Below are 14,126 nucleotides of genomic sequence, written 5' to 3'. Positions count from 1 at the left end.
AGGCACCTTTGCACACGCGGGAGCTCGGAGCACCGGGCTGAGAGGGCGCTGACCTCCGTCTTCGCGATGTTTCACGTGGAACGAGCGACGTTCCGCGGGAAACGCCGCCGGACGGAAGCCGCTGCGTCGACCGCCGAACCTGTTACCGGGTAATGCCGGCGTAGGGAGTAGGTCTCATGACCAACAAGGACGTACGCACGCCTGCCTCCGAGCAGTTGTCCAGCGACGGGGAGCAGACCGCTTCCCGTGAGGAGACCGGGAAGTCCATCGGCTGGCACAAGGCGTATGTCGAGGGCTCACGCCCCGACCTGCGGGTGCCGGTCCGTCAGGTGCACCTCACCAACGGGCAGTCGGTCACGTTGTACGACACGTCGGGCCCGTACACCGATCCGCTCGTCGACACCGATGTCCGCCGCGGTCTGGCTCCGCTGCGGGAGAACTGGATCGTCGCCCGCGGCGACACCGAGGAGTACGCGGGCCGTCCGGTCCGCCCCGAGGACGACGGGGTCAAGCACACCTCGCCGCGCGGGGGGCTGCGCAACCTCGACGCGGTGTTCCCGGGCCGGCCGCGCCAGCCGCGGCGGGGCCGGGACGGCCAGGCCGTGACGCAGCTCGCCTATGCGCGCCGTGGGGAGATCACACCGGAGATGGAGTACGTGGCGATCCGGGAGAACGTCTCTCCCGAGGTCGTCCGTGAGGAGATCGCGGCGGGCCGCGCGGTGCTCCCGGCCAACGTCAACCACCCGGAGACCGAGCCGATGATCATCGGCAAGCGCTTCCTGGTGAAGGTCAACGCGAACATCGGCAACTCCGCGGTGACCTCCTCGATCGAGGAGGAGGTCGAGAAGATGACGTGGGCGACCCGCTGGGGTGCCGACACCGTCATGGACCTCTCCACCGGCCGCAACATCCACACCACCCGTGAATGGGTGCTGCGCAACTCCCCCGTCCCCATCGGCACGGTGCCGCTCTACCAGGCCCTGGAGAAGGTCGACGGCAGGGCCGAGGAGCTGACCTGGGAGATCTACAAGGACACCGTCGTGGAGCAGGCAGAGCAGGGCGTGGACTACATGACGGTCCACGCCGGCGTACGCCTGGCGTACGTGCCGCTGACCGCGAACCGCAAGACCGGCATCGTCTCCCGCGGTGGTTCGATCATGGCGGCCTGGTGCCTCGCGCACCACAAGGAGTCGTTCCTCTACGAGCACTTCGAGGAACTCTGCGAGATCCTGGCCGCCTACGACGTCACGTACTCCCTCGGCGACGGACTCAGGCCGGGCTCGATCGCGGACGCCAACGACGAGGCGCAGTTCGCGGAGTTGCGGACGCTCGGGGAACTCAACACGATCGCCAAGCGTTTCAACGTACAGACCATGATCGAGGGCCCGGGGCACGTCCCGATGCACAAGATCAAGGAGAACATCGACCTTCAGCAGGAGATCTGCGATGAAGCTCCGTTCTATACGCTCGGACCGCTGACGACGGACGTCGCTCCGGCGTACGACCACATCACCTCCGGGATCGGCGCCGCCATGATCGCCTGGTGGGGCACGGCGATGCTCTGCTACGTCACGCCCAAGGAGCACCTGGGCCTGCCGAACCGGGACGACGTCAAGACCGGCGTCATCACCTACAAGATCGCCGCGCACGCGGCCGACCTCGCCAAGGGACACCCGGGTGCCCAGGAGTGGGACGACGCCCTCTCCGACGCCCGTTTCGAGTTCCGGTGGGAGGACCAGTTCAACCTGGCCCTCGACCCGGACACGGCACGGGAGTTCCACGACGAGACCCTGCCGGCGGAGCCCGCGAAGACGGCCCACTTCTGCTCGATGTGCGGCCCGAAGTTCTGCTCGATGAAGATCTCGCAGGACATCCGCCGGGAGCACGGCACCAGCCGGACCGAGATCGAGGAGGGCATGGCCCAGAAGTCCAAGGAGTTCGCCGCGGCGGGCAACCGGGTGTACCTGCCGCTCGCGGAGTAGAAGTGTCGGCTGCCGGGCGGGGGTCGGGCGGGTTTCCGGGCATCTGCCTCCCGCCCGGCGGCCCGGTCTCCGGGTGGTGCGTGGGGAGGCCGGCGGGTCGTGGCTCGGATGTGTGGGGCCTTGCCGCTCGCGTCGCGGGTGTGCGGAGCCGCTGACCGCTCGCGGCGCGGGAGGGCAACCCGTGCCGGACGTGCCGCCGTGTGCGTCCGGTGGGGAGCCCGTGGGCCCGTACCGGCCGGGGTGGTCACTCCGGTCGGTGTTCCGGTCCTCCGAAGTCCGGGCTGCTGAAGTCGGGGCTGGAGAAGCTCGGGCGGGAGCCCGTGACCTGGTCGCCCGGGCTGCTGAAGCCCGGGCGGCCGTAGCCGAGCTGCGGCATGCGGCCGCCCGGCGCCGACGGGTCCGTCCGCTGCGCGGTGGCGGTTCCGGCGGCCGCGAGGGCGTCGCGGAGGAAGGGCAGGATGCCGCGTTCGAGCAGCGCGTCGTGCCAGGCGTCGCGTGCGCGGGCGAGTTCCTCGTCGGCCTCCCCGTACGGCGCGGAGCCCGCGGAGGGGCGGTTGCGCAGCGCGGTGAGCAGCAGAGCCACCCCGGCCGCGAGGATGGCGGCCGCGGTCACGGCGCCGAAGACCCAGCCCACGGTGACCAGGCTCTGGGCGAACGCCGGCACCGGGTCGAGCATCTTCAGGGCGTATCCGACGAGGAGGAAGAGGGCGGCGGCGATTCCCGCGAGGACGGGGGCGAGGACCGCGACCACGGCGGCGGCGCCGGCACCGCTGGTCTCGACGGCGTCTCCGACGGCGGCCGCCAGCCCGGCCGTGGTCCCGCCGGTTTCTGCGGTGCCCCTCTCGCGGACGGACGTCGCGACGGAGGGCGCCGGCCGGCGCAGTTCCTCACGGACCTTCACGTAGTGCTGGTACTCGGTCGCCGCTGCGGCGGTGATCAGGGCGGTGGCGTTGAGGGCCATGGTGCGCAGTTGTCCGGTGGTGAGCCGCTGTCCGACGGCGGTCGGGTCCAGGCGGTCCGGGGCGGAGCGCAGCGCCTCATCGAGGATCCGCTCGTACGCCTGGCGGTCCTCGCTCAGCAGGTGCTGCGGAACGCTGTTCATGTGCATCCCCCGATGCTCCGTAGGGCTTGGGGCTCGCATGACGGCGAGCCGTCGGGCAGAAACGGAGGGGAGCCTGCTACGGATAAGCCGATGGTAGAGCCGTCACGGCGCGCGGTGACAGGGGGTTTCCACAAATTGCGCGCCGAGCTGTGTCCGGCCCGGCCTCGTGGACCGGGTCGCCGAAGGGTCAGACGTCGAGCGGCAGTTGCTGGACCAGCAGCTTTCCGGCCATGGTGACGCCGCCGTCCATCGCGATGGCGAGGCCGTCGGCGTAGACGTGCGGGCCTTCCACGAGCGGGCCCGTGGTCTCGTCGCCGTCCTCGGAGCCGACTTCGCCCAGCAGATAGGGAATGGGGCTGTGGCCGTGAACGATGCGGGTGCCGCCGTACGTGTCGAGCAGTGAGCGCACGGCGTCGGCGCCGCCCTCGTCGCGGAAGGAGAAGCGCTTGGTGAACTTGCGGAACAGGTCCCAGCACTCGTCCGCGTCGTTGCGGGTGAGGGTCTCGCGGACGGTGTCGTTGACCGCTTCGATCGAGTCGCCGTAGTCGAGGTAGGAGGTGGTGTCGGAGTGCACGAGGAGGTACCCGTCGACCTCCTCGACCGCGTCGAGGCGGGCCATCCACTGCAGGTGGTGGTCCTGGAGGCGGTCCATGTCGGACTTCTGGCCGCCGTTGAGCAGCCAGGCGGCCTGGAAGGTGGCGGTGCCCGCACCGGAGTTGACGGGTGTGTCGCCGAACCGCTTGGCGCCGAGCAGGAGGAGTTCGTGGTTGCCCATGAGGGCCTTGCAGTAGCCGCCGGCCGCCGCCGCCTCGGCGGACAGCCGCATCACCAGGTCGATGACGCCGATGCCGTCCGGGCCGCGGTCGGTGAAGTCGCCGAGGAACCACAGCCGCGCGGTGCCCGCGCACCACTGGCCCGCGGAGTCGACGAGGCCCTGCTCCTGGAGGGCGGCGACCAGCTGGTCGAGGTAGCCGTGCACGTCGCCGACGACGTACAGCGGGCCGGGACCGGCCGGTGGCTGCGCGGCCGGCAGCGGAGCGGGCTCCGACACCGCCTGGGCCGTGTCCCCGCGCTGGATGACGGGCAGGTCGCGCTGGGTGGGCGTGTACGCGTCCGGGTAGCCCTCCTCGGGCGCCGAAGGACTCTCTCCCAGGGGCGGCGCCGTGTCGGCGGGGGGCGCGCTGGGGGCGTACGGACCGGTCTCGTTCATGTACGCGGGCACCCGGAAGTCGCGCAATGTCGCCGTCCGTTCCGCCTCGGGTCCCTGACCGGCCCCCTGAGTCATCGACCCCTCCACCATCGCGCCGCATCTGCACCGCATCGGACTGCCTGGTCGCAGCGGCCCGCGGTGTCGTGCGCCCATCATAGGAATGCGGATCGCGCCGTGTGATGACCCAGGGGTGGTGAATCGGAGCAGGACTCAGGTTCACCGCGGCTTTCGCCCCGATTGGGCCCTCTTCGGCGATCCCGCGACGGGCTGTCCTTACTGCTCCTCCGGCGATCTGGGCGGGCTGACGGTCGTGCGCGGCGGGCGCCGCTGCGAGGAGGTGCGCACGATCAGTTCGGTCGGTATGACCTGCTGGACCGGCTGGTCCGACTCGACGCCCTCGATGGCGTCGATGAGGAGCTGGACCACGGCGGTGCCGATGCGGCGCGGTTTGAGGGAGAGCGTGGTGATCGGCGGCTCGGTGTTGGCGTAGACCGTGGACTCGCTGCAGCACACCAGCAGCAGGTCGTCGGGGACCCGCAGGCCGTAGCGGCGGGCGGCGGCGAGCAGGTCCGTGCCGTTCGGGTCGAACAGGCCGTAGACGGCGTCGGGCCGGTCGGGGCGCGCCAGCAGCCGGTCGGCGGCGACGGCGCCCGCGCACGGGTCGTGGGCGGGGTAGGCCTCGTAGACGGGGTCCTGGCCGACGCGCTCGCACCAGCGCAGGTAGGCGGTGGTCGACAGGTGGGTGTACGTGTCGGTCGTGGTGCCGGTGAGCAGGCCGATGCGGCGGGCACCGGCCTCGGCGAGGTGGTCGAGGATGTCCAGGACGGCGGCCTCGTGGTCGTTGTCGACCCAGGCGGTGACCGGGAGGGTGCCGGCCGGGCGGCCGTCGCTGACCACCGGTAACCCCTGCCGGACCAGCTCGCTGACGACCGGGTCCTGGTCGGAGGGGTCGATGACGACGGTGCCGTCCAGGGCGACGTTCGACCACACGTCGTGGCGTGAGGTCGCCGGGAGGATGACGAGCGCGTAGCCGCGGGCGAGCGCGGCCGAGGTGGCGGCCCGCGCCATCTCCGCGAAGTACGCGAACTCGGTGAAGGTGAAAGGTTCATCCCCGTACGTCGTCACGGTCAGGCCGATGAGGCCCGACTTGCCGGTACGGAGTGTGCGTGCTGCGGCCGAGGGGCGGTACCCCAGCCGGTCGGCGACCTCACGGACGTGGCGGCGGGTGGCGTCCGGGAGCCGGCCCTTGCCGTTGAGGGCGTCGGAGACGGTTGTGATGGAGACTCCGGCGGCGGCGGCCACGTCTCTGATGCCCGCCCGGCCCGGCCGACTGCCTCGACGAGAGGTTTCCGCGCGGCTCACCTGGTGCTTCCCTGCTGCTGTCATGGCGAGCCGATAGTAGGGCTCATGCGGTGGGGTAGTGCGGACGCATATGCACGTATTGGCAGGCACGTTTCTGCATGGCCAGGTGGGGTCAACTACCTAAGAAAGCCAGCTAGTTGATCGGTTTTGGCCAAGGACGCGATGCGACGGCACCCGTGAGCCTGTCGAGCCTTCGAGGTCTCGAAGAGGTCTCAACTCACCTGCACGAGCGATGCGCGCCACGGCGCAAGCCACCGGCGCGTAGATATATGTGAGACGCGCCCCTCGTTCGTGCATTTTCGTACAGGGATGCCCTCGATGCGTGGTGGACGGCGCCGGGGAAGCCGGAAGGAGTGATGGCCTCCGACCCATTCGCAGGGACGCCCAATCCTCATAAGGTATGGAGTATTGAGTCGGCGGTGGTCACGAGGAGGACAGCGGTGAGCGAGACGAACCCGAAGCTGCGCGCCGAGCTGGAAGGCATCCCCACCTACAAGCCCGGCAAGCCCGCCGCGGCCGACGGCCCGGTGGCCTACAAGCTGTCCTCCAACGAGAACCCGTACCCGCCCCTGCCGGGCGTCATGGAGACGGTGACGGCGGCCGCCTCCTCCTTCAACCGCTACCCGGACATGGCCTGCACCGACCTGATCAACGAGCTGGCCGAGCGCTTCGGGGTGCCCGCCTCCCACGTGGCCACCGGCACCGGCTCGGTCGGGGTCGCCCAGCAGCTGATCCAGTCCACCAGCGGTCCCGGCGACGAGGTCATGTACGCCTGGCGGTCCTTCGAGGCGTACCCGATCATCACCCAGATCAGCGGGGCGACCTCGGTGAAGGTGCCGCTCACGCCGGGCGATGTGCACGACCTGGACGCGATGGCGGACGCGATCACCGACCGCACCCGTCTGATCTTCGTCTGCAATCCGAACAACCCGACCGGCACGGTGGTGCGCAGGCCCGAACTGGAGCGGTTCCTGGACCGGGTGCCCAGCGACGTGCTGGTGGTGCTGGACGAGGCCTACCGTGAGTTCATCCGCGACCCCGAGGTGCCCGACGGCGCGGTCCTGTACCGCGAGCGGCCCAACGTCTGCGTGCTGCGCACCTTCTCCAAGGCCTACGGTCTCGCCGGGCTGCGGGTGGGTTTCGCCATCGCCCACGAGCCGGTCGCGGCGGCGCTGCGCAAGACCGCGGTGCCGTTCGGCGTGAGCCAGCTGGCGCAGGAGGCGGCGATCGCCTCCCTGCGCGCCGAGGACGAGCTGCTGGGCCGGGTCGGCTCGCTGGTGTGCGAGCGCACGCGCGTGGTCGACGCGCTGCGCGCCCAGGGCTGGACCGTCCCCGAGACGCAGGCCAACTTCGTGTGGCTGCGGCTGGGGGAGCGCACTGTCGCCTTCGCCGAGGCCTGTGAGCGGGCGGGCGTGGTCGTGCGGCCGTTCCCGGGTGAGGGAGTGAGGGTGACCGTCGCGGAGAGCGAGGCGAACGACATCTTCCTCAAGACGGCGGAGGCCTTCCACAAGGAGGGGTGAGCACCCGCCACGGCGTGAACCCGCTGCCGCGGCGTGACCTCTTGCTGCGGCGCGAGCGCTGCGGCCGCGCGCGAGCAGGCGGTCACGAGGTGTCGTGACCGGTACGCCCATGGAGGGGTGGGCGCTGTGGCCGGTCCTTGAGGGTCTGCCCGGCGGCGTGGGTCTCCCGCGGTCGATCCGCCGGGCGGGCCCTCAGTCGTCCAGCCGCTCCACGCGCACGGGGTCGCCGTCGCGGACCGTGGAGAGGCGGCGGGGATCGCCGTCGATCCGGCCGAGGACGTTGCACGGGCCGGCGAGACGGCATTCGTCGCCGTGCGAGATGGGCGTGGGCCCGTAGGGGAGGGCCAGCGCGTCCCCGTCGGTCCAGAAGGCGACCGTGCCGGGTTCGACGACCTGCAGAGCGTCGGTTTCACGTGGAACACGGACGCCGGTGTCGAAGTAGACCTCCTGGCCCCAGGTGCGGGCGGTGGAGACGAGCGGCAGTTCCCCGGCGAGCGCCCGGGCGGTGGGGGTGTCGTCGAGGCGGGCGGTGAGCCGGCCGGCGGGCCAGGAGATCCGTATCTGCATGACCGGCAATTCAACAAGTTGTTGAAGTTGTTGCCAAGGGGCTGACGCGGAGGCGAAGGGGGGACCCCCGGTGCGGAACCGAAAATCGGTACGTCATAATTGCTTGTGAATGTGAACGCGTTCACAAGCGCGTCCGATTGCTGCCGTGTTGCGTAGGACACAATAGGGCAAACCGCCGCCGCACGACCGGCGGCGTAAGGAGAGTGACGACGTGAACCTGGCTTTGGCGCCGGAGACACTGGCGCGCTGGCAGTTCGGCATCACGACCGTCTACCACTTCCTGTTCGTTCCCCTGACGATCTCCCTGGCCGCCCTGACGGCCGGGCTGCAGACGGCCTGGGTGCGGACGGAGAAGGAGAAGTACCTCAGAGCGACCAAGTTCTGGGGCAAGCTCTTCCTGATCAACATCGCCATGGGTGTGGTCACCGGCATCGTGCAGGAGTTCCAGTTCGGCATGAACTGGTCGGACTACTCCCGCTTCGTCGGTGACATCTTCGGTGCCCCGCTCGCCTTCGAGGCTCTGATCGCGTTCTTCTTCGAGTCCACCTTCATCGGCCTGTGGATCTTCGGCTGGGACAAGCTGCCCAAGAAGATCCACCTGGCCTGCATCTGGATGGTCTCGCTCGGCACGATCCTGTCGGCGTACTTCATCCTCGCGGCCAACTCGTGGATGCAGCACCCCGTCGGCTACCGGATCAACAAGGCCAAGGGACGCGCCGAACTCACCGACTTCTGGGCCGTCCTGACCCAGAACACCGCGCTCACCCAGGCCTTCCACACGCTCTCCGCCGCCTTCCTCACCGGAGGCGCCTTCATGGTCGGCATCGCCGCCTACCACCTCGCCCGCAAGAAGCACGTGGGCGCGATGAAGACGTCCCTGCGGCTCGGGCTGATCACCGTCGTCATCGCCGGCCTGCTCACCGCGATCAGCGGCGACACCCTCGGCAAGGTCATGTTCAAGCAGCAGCCGATGAAGATGGCCGCCGCCGAGGCCCTGTGGGACGGCCAGAAGCCCGCCCCGTTCTCGATCTTCGCCTACGGCGACGTCGAGAAGGGCCACAACTCGGTCGCCATCGAGATACCCGGCCTGCTGTCCTTCCTCGCCGACGACAGCTTCAGCTCCTACGTCCCCGGCATCAACGACGTCAACAAGGCCGAGCAGCAGAAGTTCGGGCCCGGTGACTACCGGCCCAACATCCCGGTCACCTTCTGGGGCTTCCGATGGATGATCGGGTTCGGCATGGCCTCCTTCGCCATCGGCCTGGCCGGACTCTGGCTGACCCGCAAGAAGTTCATGCTGCCGCAGCATCTGCGGGTCGGCGAGGACGAGGTACCGCATCTGGTGCTGTTCCGGAACAAGGCGCTCAGCCCGCAGCTGACCGCGTGGTACTGGCGCATCGCCGTCTGGACCCTGGCCTTCCCCCTGATCGCCAACTCCTGGGGCTGGATCTTCACCGAGATGGGGCGTCAGCCGTGGGCCGTCTACGGCGTGCTGCAGACCCGGCACGCGGTCTCCCCCGGTGTCTCCCAGGGCGAGGTCATCACCTCCATGGCCGTCTTCACGACGCTGTACGCCATCCTCGCCGTCGTCGAGGTCAAGCTGCTCGCCAAGTACGTCAAGGCGGGGCCGCCCGAGCTGACGGAGGCCGACCTCAACCCGCCCACGAAGATCGGCGGCGACCACCGTGACGCCGACAAGCCGATGGCCTTCTCCTACTAGGCCGAGGAAGGCACAGTCATGGAACTCCACGACGTCTGGTTCGTCCTGATCGCCGTCCTGTGGACCGGCTACTTCTTCCTGGAGGGGTTCGACTTCGGGGTCGGCGTCCTCACCAAGCTGCTCGCCCGCGACCGGCCCGAGAGGCGGGTGCTGATCAACACGATCGGCCCCGTCTGGGACGGCAACGAGGTCTGGCTGCTCTCCGCGGGCGGCGCGACGTTCGCCGCCTTCCCCGAGTGGTACGCCACGCTGTTCTCCGGCTTCTACCTGCCCCTGCTCGTCATCCTCGTCTGCCTCATCGTGCGCGGTGTCGCCTTCGAGTACCGGGCCAAGCGGCCGGAGGAGAACTGGCAGCGCAACTGGGAGCACGCGATCTTCTGGTGCTCGCTGATCCCCGCCTTCCTGTGGGGCGTGGCCTTCGGCAACATCGTGCACGGCGTCAAGATCGACCGGAATCTCGAGTACGCCGGCAGCCTGGGTGACCTGCTCAACCCGTACGCGCTGCTCGGCGGACTGGTCACCCTGACGCTGTTCACCTTCCACGGCGCGGTGTTCACGGCGCTGAAGACCGTCGGTGAGATCCGGGAACGGGCGCGCCGGACGGCCCTGCGCGTGGGCCTGGTGACGGCCGTCGCGGCCCTCGCCTTCCTGCTCTGGACGCAGGCCGACACCGGGAACGCCCGGAGCCTGGTGGCCCTGGTCGTCGCGGTCGTCGCGCTGGTCGCCGCGCTGGTGGCCAACCAGGCCGGACGTGAGGGATGGTCCTTCGCCCTGTCCGGCGTCACCGTCGTGGCCGCCGTGGCGATGCTGTTCCTGTCGCTGTTCCCGAACGTCATGCCGTCCACGCTGAACGCGGACTGGAGCCTGACGGTCACCAACGCCTCCTCCAGTCCCTACACCCTGAAGATCATGACGTGGTGCGCGGGGATCGCCACACCGATCGTCCTGCTCTACCAGGGATGGACGTACTGGGTCTTCCGCAAGCGGATCGGCACCCAGCACCTCGCCGAAGCCGCGCACTGAGTCCGGTGAGGGGTGTGTTTCACGTGAAACACACCCCTCGGGACCGAAGGGCATGTTTCACGTGAAACCGATCGATCCGCGTCTTCTTCGCTACGCCCGGGCCACCCGGCTCTTCCTGGCGGCCGTCATCGGCCTCGGGGCCCTGGGCGCCGGACTCGTCATCGCGCAGGCCATGCTCATCGCGGAGGTGGTGGTCGGCGCCTTCCAGCACCGGATGCCCGTGGGTGAACTGCACAGGCCGCTCCTGCTGCTGGTGGCCGTCGCCGGCGGCCGGGCGCTGGTCTCCTGGCTCACCGAACTGGCAGCGCACCGGGCGAGCGCCGCGGTGAAGTCCGAACTGCGCGGCCGGCTGCTCGCCCACGCGGCGGCGCTGGGCCCCGGCTGGCTCGGCGAGCAGCGGACCGGCTCGCTGGTGGCGCTGGCCACACGCGGTATCGACGCCCTGGACGACTACTTCTCGCGCTGTCTTCCGCAGCTCGGCCTCGCGGTCGTCGTCCCGGTGGCGGTACTGGCCAGGATCGTCACGGAGGACTGGGGCTCGGCGGCCATCATCGTGGCGACGCTGCCCCTCATCCCCGTCTTCATGACGCTGATCGGCTGGGCCACCCAGTCGCGCACGGACCGCCAGTGGCGGCTGCTGTCCCGCCTCTCGGGACACTTCCTCGACGTCGTGGCCGGCCTGCCGACCCTGAAGGTGTTCGGCCGCGCCAAGGCACAGGCGGAGTCGATCAGGCGCATCACGGACGAGTACCGGCGGGCGACCCTGCGCACGCTGCGGATCGCGTTCCTGTCCTCCTTCGCGCTGGAGCTGCTGTCCACGCTCTCGGTGGCCCTGGTGGCCGTGACGATCGGCATGCGGCTGGTCAGCGGCGGCATGGACCTCTACACCGGCCTGGTCATCCTCGTGCTCGCGCCGGAGGCCTACCTGCCGTTGCGCCAGGTGGGCGCGCAGTACCACGCGGCGGCCGAGGGGCTGGCGGCGGCCGAGGAGATCTTCGATGTGCTGCAGACACCGGTTCCACAGTCGGGTACGGGGGCTGTTCCCGCCGGGGCCCTCGCCTTCGAGGGCGTGAGCGTCCGCTACCCCGGGCGGTCGGCGGACGCCGTGACCGACGTGACCTTCGCCGTGCGGCCGGGGGAGACCGTGGCACTCGTCGGCCCGAGCGGAGCCGGCAAGTCGACGCTGCTGAACGTCCTGCTCGGCTTCCTGCACCCCACCACGGGCCGCGTACGGGTCGGAGGGACCGACCTCCTCGACATCGATCCGGAGCAGTGGCGGTCACGCATCGCCTGGGTGCCGCAGCGGCCCCACCTGTACGCCGGGACGATCGCCGAGAACGTCCGTCTCGCGCGGCCCGGCGCGGACGACACGGCGGTCCGCGCGGCGCTGGCCGACGCGGGAGCGCTCGGCTTCGTCGACGCGCTGCCCGACGGGGTGCGGACCGTGCTCGGCGAGGACGGCGCGGGCCTGTCGGCGGGACAGCGGCAGCGGCTCGCGCTCGCCCGGGCCTTCCTCGCCGACCGCCCCGTCCTGCTGCTCGACGAGCCGACGGCGGCTCTGGACGGGGCGACGGAGGCCGAGATCGTGGAGGCGGTGCGCCGGCTGTCCGCCGGACGCACCGTGCTGCTCGTGGTGCACCGTCCCGCACTGCTCGACCTCGCGGACCGGGTGGTGCGGCTGGAGGACACCGAGGCGCGGGAGGGGACGAGCACGGCGGTGGCGACCGGCACCGGCCGGCCCGCGGAAACGGACACGCGGCCGCCCGAAGCCCTGGCACCCCTGAACGCCCCCACCTCCGTGCCGGCGGCGGGCGCGGTCCTCGCACGGGTCCGCGCGACGGCGGGCCGCCGGCGCGCCCGTCTCGCTCTCGCACTGCTGCTGGGCAGCCTCGCCCTCGGCAGCGCCGTCGGTCTGATGGCCACCTCTGGATGGCTCATCTCGCGCGCCTCCCAGCATCCGCCCGTGCTCTACCTGATGGTGGCCGTCACAGCGACCCGCGCCTTCGGCATCGGCCGGGCCGTCTTCCGCTACGCCGAGCGGCTGGTGTCGCACGACGCGGTGCTGCGGATGCTCGCCGACACCCGGGTCGCCGTCTACCGGAGGCTGGAGCGGCTCGCGCCCGCCGGGCTGCGCCGGACACGCCGGGGCGACCTGCTGACACGGCTGGTCGCCGACGTGGACGCCCTGCAGGACTACTGGCTGCGCTGGCTGCTGCCCGTCGGTGCCGCCGTGACCGTCTCCGTCGCGTCCGTGGCCTTCACGGCCTGGCTGCTGCCGGAGGCGGGGGCGGTCCTCGCCGCGGGACTGCTGCTGGCCGGGGCGGGTGTCCCGCTGGTCACCGCTGCCGTCGCACGCCGGGCCGAGCAGCGACTCGCCCCCGCACGCGGCGCCCTGGCCACACGGGTGACCGACCTGCTCACGGGGACCGCCGAACTCACGGTCGCCGGGGCGCTGCCGGCGCGCAGCGCGGAGACCCGGCGCGCCGACACCGTACTGACCCGGATCGCCTCGCGTGCCGCCAGCGCGACCGCGCTCGGCGACGGGCTCACCGCGCTCGTCTCCGGGCTGACCGTGGCGGCCGCCGCGCTCGTCGGCGCCCAGGCCGTGGCCGGCGGACGGCTGAGCGGGGTGGCCATGGCCGTCGTCGTCCTCACCCCGCTGGCCGCCTTCGAGGCGGTCCTCGGCATGCCGCTCGCCGGGCAGTACCGGCAGCGCGTGCGGCGCAGCGCCGAGCGCGTGTACGAGATCCTGGACGCGCCGGAGCCCGTGCGCGAGCCGGAGACGCCGCGGCCCACGCCCGAGTCCCCCTTCCCGCTCACCGTCCGGCATCTCACGGCCCGCCACCCGGGGCAGGACAGGGACGCGCTCGCCGGGCTGGACCTCACCCTGGAGGAGGGGCGCAGGGTCGCCGTCGTCGGGCCGTCCGGGGCCGGCAAGTCGACGCTCGCGCAGGTCCTGCTGCGCTTCCTCGACCCGCGGGCGGGGGTCTACAGCATCGGCGGGACCGACGCCTGCGCCCTGGACGGCGACGCCGTACGGCGGTGGGTGGGGCTGTGCGCCCAGGACGCGCACCTCTTCGACAGTTCGGTGCGGGAGAACCTCCTGCTCGCGAAGAAGGACGCGAGCGAGTCGCAGCTGCGGGACGCGCTCGGGCGCGCCCGGCTGCTGGACTGGGCCGACAGCCTGCCCGACGGCCTCGACACACTCGTCGGGGAGCACGGGGCGCGGCTGTCCGGGGGCCAGCGGCAGCGGCTGGCACTGGCCCGTGCGCTGCTCGCCGACTTCCCCGTCCTCGTCCTCGACGAGCCGGCCGAGCATCTCGACCTGCCGACCGCCGACGCGCTCACCGCCGATCTGCTGAGGGCCACCGAGGGCCGTACGACGCTGCTCATCACGCACCGTCTGGCCGGGCTGGAGGCCGTGGACGAGGTGATCGTGCTGGACGGGGGCCGGGTGGTCCAGCGCGGCCCGTACGCGGAGCTGGCCGCGCTGCCGGGCCCGCTGCGGCGGATGGCCGAGCGGGAGAGGGCGGCGGAGCTGCTGGTGGGGGCCCGCTAGGGGCTTTCGTGCGGATCGGGCCGGACCGGGGGTGCGGTGCCGGGCCCGCGAGCCCGGCATGCTCCCCCACGAACGGACCTG

Annotated in this window: 9 protein-coding genes and 1 riboswitch; of the genes, 5 read left to right on the top strand and 4 right to left on the bottom strand. The window is 71.1% G+C overall.

Features of this window, described 5'->3' with window-relative positions; translation table 11 throughout:
- Nucleotides 1-6 precede the first annotated feature (6 nt).
- Nucleotides 7-184, top strand: a riboswitch (TPP riboswitch).
- Complete coding sequence (gene thiC / locus ABZ719_RS26850; RefSeq protein WP_366727736.1) at nt 177-1,982, top strand: phosphomethylpyrimidine synthase ThiC; 1,806 nt, start codon at nt 177-179, stop codon at nt 1,980-1,982. (Overlaps the previous riboswitch by 8 nt.)
- A 244-nt stretch (nt 1,983-2,226) precedes the next feature.
- On the opposite strand, the gene ABZ719_RS26845 is transcribed toward thiC, so the two are convergent.
- The 3 genes from ABZ719_RS26845 to ABZ719_RS26835 form a co-directional block, all read right to left on the bottom strand.
- Nucleotides 2,227-3,090, bottom strand: a complete 864-nt coding sequence (locus ABZ719_RS26845; protein WP_366727735.1) for a hypothetical protein — start codon at nt 3,088-3,090, stop codon at nt 2,227-2,229.
- A 181-nt stretch (nt 3,091-3,271) separates the two neighbouring features.
- Nucleotides 3,272-4,369 (bottom strand): metallophosphoesterase, encoded by a 1,098-nt coding sequence (locus ABZ719_RS26840; protein WP_366727734.1) that lies wholly within the window; start codon nt 4,367-4,369, stop codon nt 3,272-3,274.
- A gap of 198 nt (nt 4,370-4,567) precedes the next feature.
- On the bottom strand, nt 4,568-5,680 hold the full coding sequence (locus ABZ719_RS26835) for a LacI family DNA-binding transcriptional regulator (protein ID WP_366727733.1): 1,113 nt from the start codon (nt 5,678-5,680) through the stop codon (nt 4,568-4,570).
- Between the two features lie 416 nt (nt 5,681-6,096).
- Here ABZ719_RS26835 and hisC point away from each other — a divergent pair, with 416 nt between their 5' ends.
- Nucleotides 6,097-7,176 carry a histidinol-phosphate transaminase gene (hisC, locus tag ABZ719_RS26830; protein WP_366727732.1) on the top strand — a complete coding sequence of 360 codons (1,080 nt, stop codon included), beginning with the start codon at nt 6,097-6,099 and terminating at the stop codon, nt 7,174-7,176.
- 192 nt (nt 7,177-7,368) lie between these two features.
- Here the strand turns inward: hisC and ABZ719_RS26825 are convergent, their stop codons facing one another.
- Nucleotides 7,369-7,743, bottom strand: coding sequence for a cyclophilin-like fold protein (locus tag ABZ719_RS26825; protein WP_366727731.1), 375 nt, complete (start codon nt 7,741-7,743; stop codon nt 7,369-7,371).
- Nucleotides 7,744-7,954: 211 nt separating this feature from the next.
- Between ABZ719_RS26825 and ABZ719_RS26820 the strand changes: the two genes are divergently transcribed.
- From ABZ719_RS26820 to cydD, 3 genes are read left to right on the top strand one after another with little or no spacing between them, the layout of a single operon-like run.
- Complete coding sequence (locus ABZ719_RS26820) at nt 7,955-9,463, top strand: cytochrome ubiquinol oxidase subunit I (RefSeq protein WP_366727730.1); 1,509 nt, start codon at nt 7,955-7,957, stop codon at nt 9,461-9,463.
- Nucleotides 9,464-9,481: 18 nt separating this feature from the next.
- Complete coding sequence (gene cydB / locus ABZ719_RS26815) at nt 9,482-10,486, top strand: cytochrome d ubiquinol oxidase subunit II (protein ID WP_366727729.1); 1,005 nt, start codon at nt 9,482-9,484, stop codon at nt 10,484-10,486.
- 52 nt (nt 10,487-10,538) lie between these two features.
- Nucleotides 10,539-14,045, top strand: coding sequence for a thiol reductant ABC exporter subunit CydD (gene cydD, locus ABZ719_RS26810; protein ID WP_366727728.1), 3,507 nt, complete (start codon nt 10,539-10,541; stop codon nt 14,043-14,045).
- Nucleotides 14,046-14,126 lie beyond the last annotated feature (81 nt).

It is taken from the genome of Streptomyces sp. NPDC006743, assembly GCF_040703815.1.
Taxonomy (GTDB): domain Bacteria; phylum Actinomycetota; class Actinomycetes; order Streptomycetales; family Streptomycetaceae; genus Streptomyces.
This window is presented reverse-complemented; position numbering and strand designations above follow the sequence as displayed.